The sequence below is a fragment of the Kitasatospora sp. NPDC059817 genome (assembly GCF_042731835.1).
In the GTDB taxonomy this organism is placed as follows: Bacteria; Actinomycetota; Actinomycetes; order Streptomycetales; family Streptomycetaceae; genus Kitasatospora.
Genome location: NZ_JBHWIR010000052.1, coordinates 1 through 15432, shown reverse-complemented (window position 1 = coordinate 15432; position 15432 = coordinate 1). Strand labels below are relative to the sequence as shown.

The 15432-nt window shown below is 74.9% G+C and carries 15 protein-coding genes and 1 pseudogene; 8 read left to right on the top strand and 8 right to left on the bottom strand.

Features of this window, described 5'->3' with window-relative positions:
• Positions 1 to 109: 109 nt before the first annotated feature.
• The 5 genes from ACFV61_RS13880 to ACFV61_RS13860 all read right to left on the bottom strand — a co-directional run bounded on the left by ACFV61_RS13880 (position 110) and on the right by ACFV61_RS13860 (position 4117).
• Positions 110 to 784 (bottom strand): phosphonatase-like hydrolase, encoded by a 675-nt coding sequence (locus ACFV61_RS13880; protein ID WP_380491785.1) that lies wholly within the window; start codon positions 782 to 784, stop codon positions 110 to 112.
• Positions 785 to 795: 11 nt separating this feature from the next.
• Positions 796 to 1917, bottom strand: a complete 1122-nt coding sequence (locus ACFV61_RS13875; protein WP_063349550.1) for a TIGR03364 family FAD-dependent oxidoreductase — start codon at positions 1915 to 1917, stop codon at positions 796 to 798.
• A 104-nt stretch (positions 1918 to 2021) separates the two neighbouring features.
• Entirely contained in the window at positions 2022 to 2537 is a 516-nt protein-coding gene (locus tag ACFV61_RS13870) for a pyridoxamine 5'-phosphate oxidase family protein (RefSeq protein WP_380491783.1), read from the bottom strand.
• A gap of 243 nt (positions 2538 to 2780) precedes the next feature.
• Positions 2781 to 3452 (bottom strand): phosphatase PAP2 family protein, encoded by a 672-nt coding sequence (locus ACFV61_RS13865; RefSeq protein ID WP_380378090.1) that lies wholly within the window; start codon positions 3450 to 3452, stop codon positions 2781 to 2783.
• Positions 3449 to 4117: a DedA family protein gene (locus ACFV61_RS13860; RefSeq protein WP_380491780.1), complete on the bottom strand. Its 669-nt coding sequence runs from the start codon at positions 4115 to 4117 to the stop codon at positions 3449 to 3451. The genes ACFV61_RS13865 and ACFV61_RS13860 overlap by 4 nt, the downstream gene beginning before the upstream one ends.
• 115 nt (positions 4118 to 4232) lie before the next feature.
• Between ACFV61_RS13860 and ACFV61_RS13855 the strand changes: the two are divergent.
• The 3 genes and pseudogenes from ACFV61_RS13855 to ACFV61_RS13845 all read left to right on the top strand — a co-directional run.
• A pseudogene (locus ACFV61_RS13855) lies at positions 4233 to 4598 on the top strand (BlaI/MecI/CopY family transcriptional regulator); the annotation flags it as partial.
• A gap of 113 nt (positions 4599 to 4711) precedes the next feature.
• On the top strand, positions 4712 to 5806 hold the full coding sequence (locus tag ACFV61_RS13850) for a M56 family metallopeptidase (protein WP_063349545.1): 1095 nt from the start codon (positions 4712 to 4714) through the stop codon (positions 5804 to 5806).
• Between the two features lie 287 nt (positions 5807 to 6093).
• A complete protein-coding gene (locus tag ACFV61_RS13845; RefSeq protein ID WP_380378083.1) occupies positions 6094 to 7617 on the top strand; it encodes a GAF domain-containing protein in 1524 nt (507 codons plus the stop codon).
• Here the strand turns inward: ACFV61_RS13845 and ACFV61_RS13840 are convergent.
• The gene (locus tag ACFV61_RS13840; protein ID WP_063349543.1) at positions 7536 to 8036 is read right to left on the bottom strand and encodes an SsgA family sporulation/cell division regulator; all 501 of its coding nucleotides are present in this window, start codon (positions 8034 to 8036) and stop codon (positions 7536 to 7538) included. The two genes, ACFV61_RS13845 and ACFV61_RS13840, sit on opposite strands and share 82 nt — an antisense overlap.
• A 339-nt stretch (positions 8037 to 8375) precedes the next feature.
• Between ACFV61_RS13840 and ACFV61_RS13835 the strand changes: the two genes are divergently transcribed.
• The 4 genes from ACFV61_RS13835 (at position 8376) to ACFV61_RS13820 (ending at position 12922) form a co-directional block, all read left to right on the top strand.
• Positions 8376 to 9716 carry a hypothetical protein gene (locus tag ACFV61_RS13835; RefSeq protein ID WP_380491778.1) on the top strand — a complete coding sequence of 447 codons (1341 nt, stop codon included), beginning with the start codon at positions 8376 to 8378 and terminating at the stop codon, positions 9714 to 9716.
• Positions 9717 to 9955: 239 nt separating this feature from the next.
• Positions 9956 to 11197, top strand: a complete 1242-nt coding sequence (locus ACFV61_RS13830; RefSeq protein ID WP_380424263.1) for a TerD family protein — start codon at positions 9956 to 9958, stop codon at positions 11195 to 11197.
• Positions 11198 to 11372: 175 nt separating this feature from the next.
• Positions 11373 to 12335, top strand: a complete 963-nt coding sequence (locus tag ACFV61_RS13825; protein ID WP_380491776.1) for an SGNH/GDSL hydrolase family protein — start codon at positions 11373 to 11375, stop codon at positions 12333 to 12335.
• A 98-nt stretch (positions 12336 to 12433) separates the two neighbouring features.
• A complete protein-coding gene (locus ACFV61_RS13820) occupies positions 12434 to 12922 on the top strand; it encodes a GNAT family N-acetyltransferase (RefSeq protein ID WP_063349540.1) in 489 nt (162 codons plus the stop codon).
• Positions 12923 to 12931: 9 nt separating this feature from the next.
• Here the strand turns inward: ACFV61_RS13820 and ACFV61_RS13815 are convergent, their stop codons facing one another.
• Positions 12932 to 13624 (bottom strand): RraA family protein, encoded by a 693-nt coding sequence (locus tag ACFV61_RS13815; protein WP_380491774.1) that lies wholly within the window; start codon positions 13622 to 13624, stop codon positions 12932 to 12934.
• Positions 13625 to 13775: 151 nt separating this feature from the next.
• Between ACFV61_RS13815 and ACFV61_RS13810 the strand changes: the two genes are divergently transcribed.
• Positions 13776 to 14336, top strand: a complete 561-nt coding sequence (locus tag ACFV61_RS13810) for a Uma2 family endonuclease (protein WP_380491772.1) — start codon at positions 13776 to 13778, stop codon at positions 14334 to 14336.
• 79 nt (positions 14337 to 14415) lie between these two features.
• Here ACFV61_RS13810 and ACFV61_RS13805 read toward each other — a convergent pair whose 3' ends face one another.
• Positions 14416 to 15345, bottom strand: coding sequence for a proline dehydrogenase family protein (locus ACFV61_RS13805; protein WP_063349537.1), 930 nt, complete (start codon positions 15343 to 15345; stop codon positions 14416 to 14418).
• Between the last annotated feature and the right edge of the window lie 87 nt (positions 15346 to 15432).

Here is a 15432-nt window from a genome sequence, read left to right as displayed (position 1 = left end):
CGCGCGGGGGGGGGGGGGGGGGGGGGGGGGGGGGGGCGCTGTCTCCCGCCCCCCCCCGCGGGCGGCGGCGCGGCGGGCCCCCCCCCCCCCCCCCCTCCGGGGGGATCGTTCAGCCCAGCAGTCCGGGCAGTTCCGCGACCGAGCCGAGGACGTGCGTCGCCCCGTCGGCCCGCAGCCGGGCCTCGTCGTGGGCGCCGGTGAGCACGCCGGCGACGACGGACGCTCCGGCCCGTACGCCGGTCAGCATGTCGTAGCCGGTGTCGCCGGCGACGGCGATCTGCCGCACCGACTCGACTCCGGTCCGCAGCAGCGCGGTGAGCGCGAGGTCCGGGTAGGGGCGGCCGCGGCCGGCCTCGGCGGGGCTGAGGGTGAGGTCGGCGACGGACTGCCAGCCGAGGGCGGTGAGGATGCGGTCCTGGGTGGCCCGGGAGAAGCCGGTGGTGAGGGCGACCTTCCGGCCCTGGCCGCGCAGTTCGGCGATGGCTTCGGCGGCGCCGGGCAGGGCGGCGCAGTGCCCGGCGTCGACGAGGTCGTGGTAGGCGGCCTCGAAGGCGGTGTTGGCCCGCTGGGCCTTGTCCTCGTCCCCGAAGAGGTACCGGAAGACGGAGATCTTGGATTCGCCCATGGTGGCGCGGACGTGGTCCAGCATGGGGCCGAAGCCCGGGCTGCCGGCCTCGACGCCGAGCGTCCGGGCGGCGGCGGTGAAGGCCTGTTCGACGAGGCCGTCGTCGGCCACGGTGGTGCCGGCCATGTCGAGGACGACCAGGCGGATATCAAAGGACATGTCAACTACCCTTACAGGTTTGCGAGTTCGGCGGTGGTTTCGGCGATGGCCGGGGAGCAGGTCATGCCGCGGCCGCCGGGGCCGGTGACGAGCCAGACGCCGTCGCGGAGTTGTTCGCGGTGGACGACCCGGGTGGTGTCGACGCACTGCGCGTACACCCCGGCCCAGCGGCGGCGGACGCGCGGCAGGGGGCGGCCGAGCAGGTCCTCGGCCACGCCGACCAGGTGGTCGTACGGGTCCTCGACGACGTCGAAGCCGAACGGCTGGTCGTACTCGTGGGTGTCGCCGATGGTGAGGCCGCCGTCGCGCCGCTGGACCATGAGCAGCTGCATCTTGTGTTCGGCGGCGACGTCGGGCTGCGGCTGGGTGTCGCGGAGGCGGTCCAGGGCGGTGCCGGCGAAGGCCGGGTAGTAGCGGAAGCTGTCGCCGTCGGCGACGGAGGTGGTGAGGGTCTCGCCGAGCGGGTCGGTCTGCATCATCTGCAGCCGGACCTTGCGCACGGGCAGCGAGGGGGCGAGTTCGCGGACGAGGCCGCCGAGCCAGGCGCCGGTGCAGAGGATGACGAGGTCGCCGGTGTGGATGTCGCCGTGGTCGTCGCGGACGGCGTTCTCGCCGATCACGTCGCGGACCTCGCGGCCGGGCAGGAAGGTGTAGCGGCCGGTGGCCTGGAGGGCGGCGCGCAGCGCGGGCTGGGCGGTGCGGGGTTCGACGGCGGCGTCGCGCTCGCACCACAGGGCGCCGAGGAGTTCGCCGCGCAGGGCGGGGTTGGCGGCCCTGGTCTGGTCGGCGTCGAGCAGCCGGTAGCCGCGGGCGGCGGCGTCGGGCAGGGTGAGTGCCTGTTCGGCGACGGCGAGTTCGGCCTGGGTGCGGATCGCGGTGAGCGATCCGTTGGCGCGGAAGCCGAGGTCGGGGACGCGGGCGCCGATGCCTTCCCACAGTTCGCGGGCGCGCAGCGCGGTGTCCAGTTCCTCGCCCTGTGCGCGGCCGCTGACCCAGACCAGGCCGAAGTTGCGTACGGAGGCGCCGCGCGCCTCGGTCTCGCGCTCCAGGTGGACGACCTCGTGGCCGCGTTCGACGGCCTGCCAGGCGTGCATGGTGCCGAGCACGCCTGCTCCTACGACGATGACTCTCATGCGGCCAGGCTGGTGCGCCCAGGTGTCCTGGGGGCGTCCCGGTAGCGTCCCGCAGATGAATCACCCGAAAAGTTGTACAGACAACCCTGGGGACCGGGTAGGGCCTACGGCCGCAGCACCCGCGCCCGCAGGTAGTTGCGCCGCCCGAAGTTCGGCTCGTCCACCGCCGTCAGCTCCTCCACCTGGAACCGGTACAGCGCCGCCGCCCCGCCCCCGGTGAGGAACTGCCGCCGCGCCTGCTCGTCCTGCGCGAAGGACGGGTACCGCCCCTGGTAGGCGGCCAGCGCCGCCTCGGCCTGCCGCCCCCAGGCCTCGCTCGCGCCGCCGGTCAGTTGCAGGCCGCGCAGCTGCTCGCCGAAGACCGGCGGCGGCAGGAAGACGGTGGCGGCGGCCCGGGCCTCCTCGGCGAGGTGGTGGCTGTGCCGGGTGGAGCGCTCGCTGACGAAGTACAGGACGAGGTCGTCGTCGTACGCGAAGAAGGCCAGGTTGGCGTGTGGGCCGTGCTCGTGGCCGGCGGTGGCGAGGGTGAGCACCATGGCCTCGGCGAGCAGGCCCTCGACGCCCTTGTGCGGCGACTCGCCCGGCCAGTCCCCCTGCGTGATGTCGAGTCGGTACGGCATTGGCACTCCCTCCGCTGGCACGCCCGGCGCTCCCGCGCCCCGGCACGACTGAGCCGGGCGGGTTCCCCGCGAAGGGGCCCCACGCCCGGCTCACATGCTCTACCCGCCACCCCGGCCAGACAAGGGTCGGACGGGCTACGGGGAGGCTACGGAATCAGCGCTGTCGGGTCTCGCCGCCAGTACTGCCGGCACCCGCCGTTCAGCGCTGCCGACACCCGCCGTCAGCACTGTCGGCCGTCGCCGTCAGTGCTGCCGCGTCCCGTACGCCGCGTGGCGGCCCGCCGTCGCCGGCACCGCGCCCGGACCGAGCAGCGGGCGCAGCGCACCCGCCCGCATCCGGTCCACCAGCGGCCCGCAGCGGCCGGCGAGCGGCGCCAGCACCACCGCGACCAGGAGGCCGACCAGCGCGCCGACGGCCACGTCGTGCGGGTAATGCACGCCGACCCAGACCCGGGAGGCGCCCATCAGCACCGCGAAGATCCCGGCGATCCAGCCGAGCCGCCGGTCGGCGAACCAGAGTGCGGTGGCGGCGGCGAAGGCGATCACGGTGTGGTTGCTGGGGAAGGACCAGTCACCGGCACCGGGGCAGGTCTCCAGCGAGATGCTGCCGGGGATCTGGGCGCACGGCCGGACTTCTTCGACCATGCCCTTGAGCACCGAGTTGACGCCGTACGCGACGACCACGATCACCGGCGAGGCGAGCACCTTGGCCATCACGGCCGAGTCGGCGCCGCGCGCCCGCCACCAGGCGTAGAGCATGAAGACCGCGAACAGGCCGAGGCCGAGCGCCGACCAGACCTTGATCAGCTCGTCCAGCCAGTGCGGGGCGGCTTGCGCCCACCCGTTCACCCGGGTGTAGAGGCTGCCGTCGATGCCGCTGCCGTCGTAGACGGCGAGAGCCCGGGAGGACGTCACTTGTCACCTCCGTGACGGTGCGCCTTACGGGCGCGGAACAGTTCGAGAACAATGGGGAGCACGGAGACAACTACTACCAGACCGATGATCGGGAGCAGATATCTGTCGATGCTGGGGATCGACGATCCGAGCCCGTACCCGGCGAGCACGACGCCGACCGTCCAGAGGGCGCCGCCGGTCACCTGCCAGAAGGTGAACGAGCGGACCGGCACTTCGAGCACTCCGCAGAGCGGGTTCAGCACCGTTCGGACCACGGGGATGAAGCGGGCGAGCACGATCGCCTTGCCGTGGCCGTACTTGCCCAGCAGTTCCTCGGCCCGCTCGACGCCCTGCAGCAGGCTCTTTCGCTCGGTGCGGCGCAGCAGCGCGCGGCCGCCGCGTTTGCCGATCAGATAGCCGACCTGGGCGCCGGCCAGCGCGCCGACCAGGGCGGCGGGCAGCACCTGGGAGAGCTCCAGCTGTGGGCCCTTGGTGGCGCCGGGCACGCACAGCAGGCCGGCGGTGAACAGCAGCGAGTCTCCGGGCAGGAAGAAGCCCACCAGCAGGCCGGTCTCGGCGAAGAGCACGACGGCGATGCCGAGTGCGCCGAAGGCGGCGAGCAGCGAGGACGCGTCCAGCGGGTTCACCGCGAGGTGAGCGGCCGGATCGGCGAGGAACTGAAGCAAGGCTGGCGGACCTCCCGTACGTTGGGGGGCGGTTCACAGCGGAACCCGCCCCGACCGTCTACAGTGACGTAGACGGTCTACATGACTGTAGACGAAACCTGGAGGAAGCGCCGCCATGTCCGACGTACCGTCCGCCCGCCGGCCTGCCGGGGAGCTGGAGGCCGAGGTGCTGGCCGCGCTCTGGTCGGCCCGGCAGCCGATGACCCCGCAGGACGTCCAGTCGGCACTCGGCGGGGACCTCGCCCGCACCACCATCGCCACGATCCTCGCCCGCCTGCACGACAAGGGCACCGTGGAGCGCACCCGGGCCGGCCGCGCCTACGCCTACATCCCGACCGTCCAGGACACCGCAGGCCTCGCCGCCCGCCGGATGCACACCGAGCTCGGCCGCGAGGCCGACCGCTCCACCGTGCTCGCCCGCTTCGTCTCCGACCTCTCCGCCGAGGACGAGCAGCTGCTGCGCGACCTGCTCGGCGACGGCGCCCCGGGCCTCGGCTCCGCCCCGGGCACCGACGACGGCACCCCCGGTCTCGACCCCATCCCGGGCACCGCCCCCGCCCCCGGCCACCGCACCCCCGGGGCGGCCGGATCGTGATGATCGCCGTCTGGGCCCCGCTGCTGCTGCCGTTCCTGGCCGCCCCGCTGGCCCGCCGCCTCGCCGACGCGCTGCCGCCCCGGGCCGCCGCCTGGATGCTCGCCGGGACGTCCGCCGTGCTGGCCGGCGGCACCCTCTGCTCGCTCGGCCTGCTCGCCGCCGCCGGGCTGCTCCAGCTGCCGCCGGTCGCCGCGATCGGCCACCTGTCGCTGCCCTGGCTCACCGCCGCCGCACCCGACGCACCGGTGGCGGCCGCCGCGGCCGGTCTGGTGCTCGCCGCGCTGACCGCCCAGGCCGTCCGCACCGCCCGCCGCCACCGGCTTGAACTGCGCGAGGCCCGGGCCGCCCTCCCGGCCTGCGCCGCGACGGCCTGCCCCGCGCCGGCCGAGGGCCGGCATCCGGACGCGCGCCCCGGGCACGCCACCATGCGCCGGGCACGCACCCCGCAGGCCGTCCTGGCCGGCGCCCGCACCCTGCTCCAGCCGGGCGAGCACCCGCTCGCCGTCCTCGACGACGAGCGCGCCGACGCCTTCGCCCTGCCGGGGCGCCTGCCCCTTCCCGGCCGGCCCGGCGAGCCCGGCCGGATCGTGGTCACCTCCGGCATGCTGCGCATCCTCACCGGGCCCGAGCGGGCCGCCCTGCTCGCCCACGAGCGCGCCCACCTGACCGCCCGCCACCACGTCTTCCTCGCCCTCGCGGAGCACGCCGCCGACCTCCACCCGGCGCTGCGGCCGCTGCGCGCGCCCCTCGGGTACCACCTGGAGCGCTGGGCCGACGAGGTGGCGGCCGCCCGGGTCGGCGACCGCACCGTGACCGCCCGCGCGGTCGGCCGGGCCGCCCTGGCCGCCAGCCGCTCCCCGTGGCCGGCCCGGCCCCGACTCGTCCCCGCCGCCCACTCCGGGCCGGTCCCGCGCCGGGTCGCCGCCCTGCTCCAGCCCCGCCCGGCGGCCACCGCCACCGGCACCCGCCTGCGCGCGGTGGCGATCGCGCTGGCCGCCTGCCTGGCGCTGAGCACCGCCGCCTCCCTGGAGGCCACCGCCGACCTGCACCACACCGTCGAGGCGGCCCAGCGCGGCACCGGCGCGGAACGCTGACCGCCGAGCCTGCACCAGGCCCACATCAGGCCTCGCACCAGCACCGCACCAGGCCCACGCAAGGCCCGCATCAGGTCCCGCACCAGGCCTCGCACCAGGCCCGCGTCGGGCCCACACCAGGCCCACACCAGGACCCCCGCTAGTCATCACACCTCGGCATGTCCACGGTCATACCGTCCGGTATGCCGAGTTGGCAGACCCCGTCCCCAGACCCTCACCGCCCCCGTACGCTTTCGTCAGCGCGTCGACCCCGGCGCGGCCTCGAACGGCGGCGAGGAGCAACGCGAGTGCGGCAGACCGGACGGCAGTCCCGACGACCAGAACGCCGCACCGCGCCGAGCGCGGCCGAGCTGGCCAGGGTCCACGACCGCACCCTCGCCGAAGCCGCCGCCCGCGAACTCGTCCAGCCCCCCTACCCCGACCCCGGCTCCCCCGGCCGGCTCGAACCCCGCCCCGAGATCGGCGACTCCTGGGCCCGGCTGCGCCGCCTCGGGCTCGACCCCGACGCCGGCGCCGCCGCCGTCCACCTCGGCCCCGCCGAGATCGAGCAGCGCCGCCGCACCAGCGGCCTGGACGCGGTCCTGTCGGTGCTGCGCGACACCCTGCTCCAGCCGGTCGGCCAGAGTCCGCTGATCCTCGCCATCGCCGACGCCGAGGGCCACGTGCTGTGGCAGGAGGGCGAGCGCGCCCTGCGCCGCAGCGCCGACCGGATCGGCTTCCTCACCGGCGCCCGCTGGATCGAGGAGAGCGTCGGCACCAACGGCATCGCCGTCGCACTGCGCGCCCAGCGCCCGATGCACGTCCACTCCGCCGAGCACTACCTGCGCAGCCACCACTCCTGGACCTGCGTCGCCGCCCCCGTGCACGACCCGGGCACCGGGCGGCTGGTCGGCGCGATCAACCTCAGCGGCCCGGCCCGCAACGTCCGCCCGTACCTGCTGCAGCTCACCGCCACCGCCGCCCGGCTCGCCGAGACCGAGCTGCGCGCCCACCGGCTGGAGGCGCTGCACCAACTGCGCACCCTGGCCGCCCCGATGCTCGCCCGGGTGGCCGGCCCGGCCCTGGTGGTGGACTCCGCCGGGTGGACCGCCGCCGCGGCCGGGCTGCCGCCGCCCGGCCGGCTGCGGGTGCCGGTCGGCGGCTGGGGAACCGCCGCCGTGCACTGGGTGCCGGGCCTCGGCGAGTGCGCCCTGGAACCGCTCGCGGACGGCTGGCTGGTGCGACCGGTCCGGCCGCCCGAGGCGGACGGCTCCGGCACGGTGACGGCCGAACAGGCCGAGCAGGCCGAGGGCGCCCGGCTCCGGCTCGACCTGCGCCGCCAGGACCGCCCGGAGCTGACCGTCCGGGGCGCGGCCGGCAGCTGGTCGCACCCGCTCAGCCCGCGCCACGCCGAACTGCTGCTCCTGCTCGCCACCGGACGCGAGGGCAGCACGGCCGCGCAGCTCGCGGAGGCGCTGTTCGGCGACCCGGGCCGGACGGTGACGGTCCGCGCCGAGCTGTCCCGGCTGCGCCGCTACCTGGGCGGCCTGCTGGCCCACCGGCCGTACCGCATCGCCGAGTCGGTGCTGGTCACGGTGGACGGGCCGGACGACCCGTACGACCTGCTGCCGGCCTCCTCGGCCCCGGCCGTCCGGCGGCTGCGGGCCGGGCTGGCCGCGGGGACGGTCCGGCTGCCGAGCGCGGCGCCCGTCCCGCCGCCGCGCGGGCCCGCCGGTGCCCCGACCGGGCCTCAGCCGCCGGCGAGCAGCGCGGCCAGCTGGGCGTCGGTCGGGCCGCAGACGCGCTCCGCCTCGGCGGAGACCAGCGCGTAGGTACGGTCCAGCCACGCCTGCACCCGGGGCTTGGAGACCTCCAGCAGGGCGCTGCCGTGCGGTGATTCGAGCGCCAGGTGCAGCGTCGAGCCGTGGCACGGGCAGTACGCCGGCCACAGTTTGACGTCGCCCTGGCCGCTCAGCGCCTGCAGGCCGTCGCGCAGCAGCTCGCGCGAGAACACCCAGTCGGCCTCGTCCGGCCGCCCCAGATGGAAGGTCAGCAGCACCTCGTACGGGCGCGCGGCCTCGAACCGGAACCGGGTGCGCACCTCGCCGACCACCTCCTCGCCCAGCGAGATCCGCAGCATCAGCACCTCCTCCACCGCCGCCGGAGCGGCGGTGGAGCCGTCCCCATCGCCGCCCGTGGGGGTGGCGGCGAGGGGTGCACTGGAGGCTGCGGACAGCGGGTCGGGCGGCATGACGGTCTCTCCGGGACGGCGTGGGATGACCTCAGCCTGGGCCACTTCCGTCCGGGCGGGCAAGGGTTGCAAGGAGGTTGCATTAATCCCTGTCCGGGCAGCCCGGCCGCCATCGCCGACTTATCAGACGGATCGTCAACTTCCTTCCGTCGAACGGGTGTCCACGAAATGGATCAAAACCGTCCAGGCCACGACGAGCCGCTGGTACGCTCTCCCCCTCCCGGCGCGGGCCCCACCCGGACCCCGGCCGACCGACCCCGGGCGGCCGATGCCGGCCCGGTGGCAGCGCATGGGAGAATACCGCGACCGCGACGGCGACTTCGGGGAGGGAGGGGTCCGGTGGCTGCGCGCGAGGACACTGCGCGGGACGTTCGGCACGAGCCCGAACGGCACGGCCGGCACGGGCGGCCACGCCCGTTCGGCGGCCGGTTCCGGCTGCCCACCCTGCGCTTCTCCGGTGCCGCGATGGCGATGTCCACCGTCGTCGGCATCAGCATCGCCACCACCCTCCTGCTCAACGAGCAGCAGGGCGTGGGCCGGCGGGCCGGGGTCGCACGCGTCGGCACCACCCCGCCGCCCACCCCCGCCGCGGGCGACCAGGCCGAGGCCGCCGCCGACCGGGCCCCGACCGCGCCCAACCCCACCGCGCCCAACCCCGCCGACCTCCCGGCCACCGGCCGGCCGCCCGTACCGAGCCCCTCGGCGCACCACCCGGGGGCGGCGGAGGACACGGCCGCCGCAGCCGCCTCGCCCAGCGCCTCTCCCCACGCGCCCGGCACCCGGTCGGCGCTCCCGGAGCCCACCGGCGGACAGGCCGCGGCCGAACCCATGGCCGACCACGGCCCCGGCGCCCGGCCGGCCGGCACCGGCGAGCCCGCCACGCCGGCCGACGCCGCCGCGCCCTCGCCGTCGGCCCAGCCCGTCGCGCCCGTCGCCGAGCAGCCGGCCGACCCCTCTTCGCCCTCCCCCTCGCCGACCACGCCGCACGCACCCGGACCCCGCCCGGCCGCCCCGGCCCAGCCCGCACCGCCGCCGCCGCCGCCGCCCGGCGCAATCGCCCCGGGCACCGACGGCCCGACCGCCGGCGCCCCTGACCCGGACACCGAGCCGGACACCGACCAGGCCCTGACCGGCGTCGCCACGGTCACACCGCTCGGCCGGGACGGCCTCCGGCACCAGCTCGACCTCGCCGTCACCGAGCCGCTCACCGCACTCCAGACCGAATTCCGGCTTGCCCCAGGCGAGTTGGCTCCCGGCAGCGGCACCGCCTGGACCGACCTGCCCGGCGCGGTCGTCACCGCCCAACAGGAGCGTGGCACCCTGGTCTACCGCTTCACCACCCCGGCCGGCACCGACGTCCCGCCCGGCCACTACGCCTTCGGCGTGCGCGGCACCCGCCCCGCCGCCGAACCCTCGGGGCCCACCGGCCCGTCCGGCCCCTCACTCCCGTCCGGTCGGCCCGCTTCGTCCGGCCCGGTCCGCAAGGCCGCCGCGGCGGAGAGCTGGAGCGCCGCCGCCTTCGGCATCGACCGGCCCCGGGCGGTCGCCGCCCTCGGCGCCTTCGGCCCGGTCGCACCGCAGCCCGTCGCACCGCAGCCGGTCGCGCCGCTGCCGGTCATGCCCGAGGCACCCGGGCTCCCGCCGCGCCCCGGCACGCCGACGGCCTTCGCGCCCCGCTGACCTCCGGCCGCGCTGTCCCGCCGCCTTGCCACCGTGCGGCCTTGCCGGGGCCTGCCACTCAACCCCGCCACCCAACCCCGCCGCCCGGCCGTACCGTCCGACGATCCGACAGGTCACCGCCCCGGCCGGGCTCATCCCGACGCGCCCGTTCGTTACTGTGGGCAGCACCCGGCCCGGCGGTCCCAGCGGCCCCGGCCGGCCGCCGTTCCGCACCCGAGGAGGAGTCCGTGTCCACCGTCCTGACCCAAGGCGGCAACGCCCCGCTGACCGCCGCGCGGGTGACTGTCGAGGTCACCGCGCCCAAGGCGCTGGACGTCTCCGGTCTGCTGCTGACCGACGCCGGAAAGGTGCGATCGGACGACGACTTCGTCTTCTTCAACGCCCCGCACGGCCCCGGCGTCAGCCACCGCCCGGCCGCCGCCGGAGCGCCGGACGCGATCACCGTCGACACCCTGGCCGTCCCGGCCGGCATCACCAAGATCGTGGTGACCGCCAGCCCCGCCGACCAGTCCTCCACCTTCGCCGGGATGGAGCCGACCGCCACCGTCCGCGACGCCGACACCGGGCAGGCCCTGGTCACCTTCACCCCGCCGCAGCTGGGCCAGGAGACCGCGCTCATCGTGGTCGAGGTCTACCAGCGCGGCGGCGCCTGGAAGGTGCGAGCGGTCGGCCAGGGCTACGCCAACGGCCTGGCGGGCATCGCCACCGACTTCGGCGTCTCCGTCGACGACTCCCCGGCCGCGACCCCGGCCCCGGCCGCCCAGGCCCCCGCCCCCGCCACTCCCCCCGCGGCCCCTCCGGTCGCTCCCCCGGCTCCCCCCGTCGACCCGCGGATCGCCCTCGCCGCCACCCCGCCCGCGCCCCCCGCGCCCCCGGTCGCCCCGCCGGCCCCGTCCGCCCCCGCCAAGATCACCCTGGACAAGGGCCGGGTCAACCTGGTCAAGGGCAGTTCGGTCTCCCTGGTGAAGAACGGCCGTCCGTTCCTCTCCTCGGTCCGGATGGCGCTCGGCTGGGAGCCCGCCGGCCGCGGCCGCAGCGTCGACCTGGACGCCTCCTGCCTCGCCTTCGACGCCCAGCGCAAGAAGCTGGAGACGGCCTGGTTCATGAAGCTGACCGTCTTCAAGGGCGCGATCGCCCACTCCGGCGACAACCTCACCGGCGGCGGAGCCGGCGACGACGAGTCGATCACCGTCCACCTGGACGGCCTGCCGGCCGAGGTCACCGGCCTGGTCTTCGTCGTCAACTCCTTCTCCGGCCAGCGGTTCACCGAGGTCAAGAACGCCTACTGCCGCCTGCTGGACGCCCGGACGGAGGAGGAGCTGGTCCGCTTCGACCTCACCCACTCCGAGCCGCACACCGGCGTGGTGATGTGCAAGCTGGTCCGGCAGTCGTCCGGCGAGTGGGTGATGACCGCGCTCGGCGAGTACGTCGACGCCAAGACCGCCCGGGCGATGGTCGATCCGTCCGCCGCCCTGCTCTGAACCGTCTCGCCCCACCCCTCGCCGACCCACCCCGACGCCCAGGGCCGATCGGCCCAACGTCACGGCCGCACACGCGAATTCACCCTCCTGAGGGATCAAGTCGTCCACCCACCGACTCGATCTACCTCTAGGGGGGTGAATCGCGCTCTCCCGCGCACTCGTTGAGGGAGAGACCGTGCCACGCTTCCTGTCCCGCCTCGCTGTCGCCGGCACCGCCGTCGCGCTCACCGCCGGCCTGATCACCCCGTCCGCCGCCCAGGCCGCCGCCGAACCGGCCGGCCGCGTCCGGACGCTCGCCTGGGCCGCACTGGGCGACTCCTACACGGCCGGCTTCGTCGAGGCCGCCGGCGACGAGACCGAACCCCGCGACGGCTGCGCCCGCACCACCGGCTCCTACCCCGAGCTGATCCGCCGCGGCCTCGGCCCCCTGGTCGAGCTGCGCAACGTCAGCTGTGCCGGCGCCACCGTCAAGGACGTCTACCAGACCAAGGAAGCCCCGCCCGGCCGCCCGCTCCCGCCGCTCGGGACCAACCCCGGCGCCCCCTTCCCACCGGTCCCGTCGCAGATCGACGCCGTCTCCCCGGGCGCCGACGTGATCACCGTCGAGATCGGCGGCAACACCCTCGGCTTCGCCGAGATCCTCAAGGGCTGCATCGAACTCGGCGCCGCGGTCCTCGGCCAGGGCACGCCCTGCAAGGACAAGTTCGACGCGAGCCTGCCCGACCGCTTCAACCAGCTGCGCGGCGACTTCGACCAGATGCTCGGCGCCCTGCACGCCAAGGCCCCGTCCGCGCGGCTGCTGGCCGTCGGCTACCCCCACCTCGTCCCCGAGGACGCCACCCGCTGCACCTACGGCAACCTGGAGCAGTTCGCCACCTTCACCACCGGCGACCTCGCCTGGGCGCGGACGGCCATCCTGGAACCGCTCAACGCGATCATCGCCCAGCGGACCGCCGCCCACGGCGACGCCTTCGTCGACCTCTACCCCTCCACCACCGGCCACAGCGTGTGCGACCAGGACCACTGGCTGGACGGCGTGCTGACCAGCATCATCCCGCTGCGCTACGCCCTGGTGCACCCCAACGCCAAGGGCCAGGCCCACGCGGCCGCCCTGGTCGAGGACGCCGTCCTGAGCTGACCAGCCGCGCCGGAAGCGGCCGCACCGGAAACGCCGCGCACCGAGAACCAGTCGAAAACCAGTGGCAGGCCCCTCCCGCCGCGGATCATGCTGAGCGGATGCTCATCCGCGAAGCCACCCCCGAGGACTGGCCTGCCGTCTGGCCCTTCTTCCACACCGTCATCGCCGCCGGCGAGACGTTCCCCTACCCCCTCGACCTCTCCTCCGACCTCGGCCGGGAGTGGTGGATGCTCGCCGCGCCCCATCGCACGGTGGTCGCGGTGGACGAGGCCGGCACGGTCGTCGGCACCGCCAACATGACCCGCAACCGCCCCGGCAACGGCGCGCACGTGGCCAGCGCCAGCTACCTGGTCGACCCGGCGCACCACGGCCGCGGCATCGGGCGGGCCCTGGTCGAGTACACCCTCGACTGGGCCCGCACCAACGGCTACCGCGCCATGCAGTTCAACGCCGTGGTCGCCAACAACCACCACGCCGTGAAGCTCTACCAATCCCTCGGCTTCGACATCGTCGGCACCGTCCCCGAAGCCTTCCACCACCCCGTCGACGGCTACGTCGGCCTGCACGTCATGCACCGTTCGCTGTAAGGGAGTTCGCTACTCCTCGATCGCCCCGCCGACCCGCCGCAAGTGCTGCCGGAAGCTGTACGAAGGATCGGCGGCGCGGCGCTCCAGGTACTCGTCGAAGGCGGTCTGCCGGCGCAGCGTGTCACCGGAGGCGATCCGCCCGGCCTGCGCACGCTCGGTCCCGGCGATCGCGGCGGCCGCCTCCAGCACCTCCCCGGCCCGGTCGGCCGGGACGAACAGCACCCCGTCCGCGTCGCCGAACACCACGTCCCCAGCGCCCACCAGGTGCGGCCCGACCCGCGCCGTCACCAGCGCCTCCGGCTCCCGCCCGTCCAGCCGAACCGGCCCCAGCGGCAGCGCGCCGTAACTGAACACCGGCAGCCCGATCTCCACCAGTTCGGGGGTGTCCCGGTGCAGCCCCCACACCACGATCCCGGCAATCCCGGCGGCCCGCGCCTCCAGCACCGCGAGGTCCCCGATGCAGGCCTCGTCGGTCCGCCCGCCGTTGTCGATCACCAGCACGTCGCCGTCCCGGGCCGCCCCGTACGCCTCCAGGAACACGTCCACGCTCCCGTAGTGCCGCACCGGCAGCACCCGCCCCACGACCCGCCCCCCGGCCACCACCGCCGCCACCCCCACCGGCGCCGCCCTGAGCCCCACCCCCAACCGCACACACGCATCCGCCACCAACGGCGTCGACAACCCCGCGAACTCCTTCAGCATCCCCAACTCCTCCCGCCAACACCCCAGTTCACACCCCCTCGATCCTAATCCGGGGCGCCGCCTCACCCCATTGAGTGATCGTCATCCATCCACCCGACGTGCCACTCCGAGCTCACCTATTCTGTTGGCGCGTCCAACCAAGGGGTTGCTCATGAACACGGCGGATAGCGCCATCCTGCTGGAACTCTTCCTGGCTCTGGACACTCCCGAAGGCCTTCGAGCCGAACTTGTCGCCGGCGAGATCCTGATCGGGCTTCCCCCCGACGGCGATCACGAGGACCTCCTCAGCCACGTAACCGACCAGGTGTTCCACAGGGCGGCTGCGGATATGCAGATGTCCGCCAACAAAGGCCTTCGCCTCGCCAGCCACGGAGGACACCCTTCCGACCACGTCATCCCGGACGCCACGTTCGTCCCGGAGGAACTCCGCCTCTTCCGCGACGCGCCGCCCTGGATGGAGCCCGACGGCGTCGCGATGGTCGCGGAGGTCACCTCCAGCAAGCCCGACCAGGACCGCATCGCAAAACGCCACTGCTACGCCCGCGCCGCGATCCCGCTGTACCTCCTGATCGACCGCGAGCGGGCCCAGGTCAGTCTCTTCAGCAATCCCCACCGCGACGAGTACACCGAGGTGCACCTGGCAGCCTTCGGCGAACCGCTCGCCCTCCCCGCCCCGTTCGAGTTCGAGTTGGACACCAAGGACTTCCTCTAGAAGTCCCGGGAACGCGACAAACGGCCCGCACCCCCCTTCCACCGGGGGTGCGGGCCGTCGTCGTGCGGGTGCGCGCGGGTCAGCCGCGGGTGGCCATGGCGCGCAGGAAGAAGGTGAGGTTGGCCGGGCGCTCGGCGAGGCGGCGCATGAAGTAGCCGTACCACTCCTGGCCGTAGGGCAGGTACACGCGCATGGTGTTGCCCTCGCCGGCGAGGCGCAGCTGCTCCTCGGGGCGGATGCCGAACAGCATCTGGTACTCGAAGGAGTCGCGCTTGCGGCCGTTCCACTGGGCGAGCTGGCCGGCGATCTTGATCATGTTGGGGTCGTGCGAGGCGATCATCGGGTAGCCCTCGCCGGCCATCAGGACCTTGAGCGCGCGGACGTACGCGAGGTCGACGTCGTGCTTGCCCTGGAAGGCGACCGACTCGGGCTCCTTGTAGGCGCCCTTGCACAGGCGCACGCGCGAGCCGGGGCCGGAGAACTCGCGGCAGTCGGCCTCGGTGCGGCGCAGGTAGGCCTGGAGCACGACGCCCAGCCAGGGGAAGTCGGCCCGCAGCTCGCGCGCGATGGCGAGGGTGGAGTCGGTGGTGGTGTGGTCCTCCATGTCGAGGGTCACCGTGGTGCCGGCGTCGGCGGCGGCCTCGCAGATGCGGCGGGCGTTCTCCAGCGCGATCTTCTCGCCGTCCACCGGGAGGAACTGGCCGACGGCCGACAGCTTGACCGACACCTCGGCGCCAGCCGCGAGGCCGGTCTCCTTGAGCGCCGTGAGCAGGTGCTCGTAGGCCTCGGCGGTGCCGGCGGCCTGGGCGGCGTCCTGGGTGTCCTCGCCGAGGTGGTCGAGGGTGACCTTGCGGCCGGTGGCGATCAGGTCGTCGGTGGCGGTGACGGCGTCGTCGAGGACGTCACCGGCGACGAAGCGCTCGACTATCGCGTGGGTCGGCGGGAACTTCTCGACCACGGTGCGGACCTGCGGCGACCGGGAGGCCGCGAGAAGGGCGGAACGGAGCATCGTGACTCCTGGAGCTGGTGCTTCTAAGGGTGGCAGAAGGGGGCCGGGGCGGGGGGGGGGGGGGTGGGGGGGCGCGCCGCCCGCCCC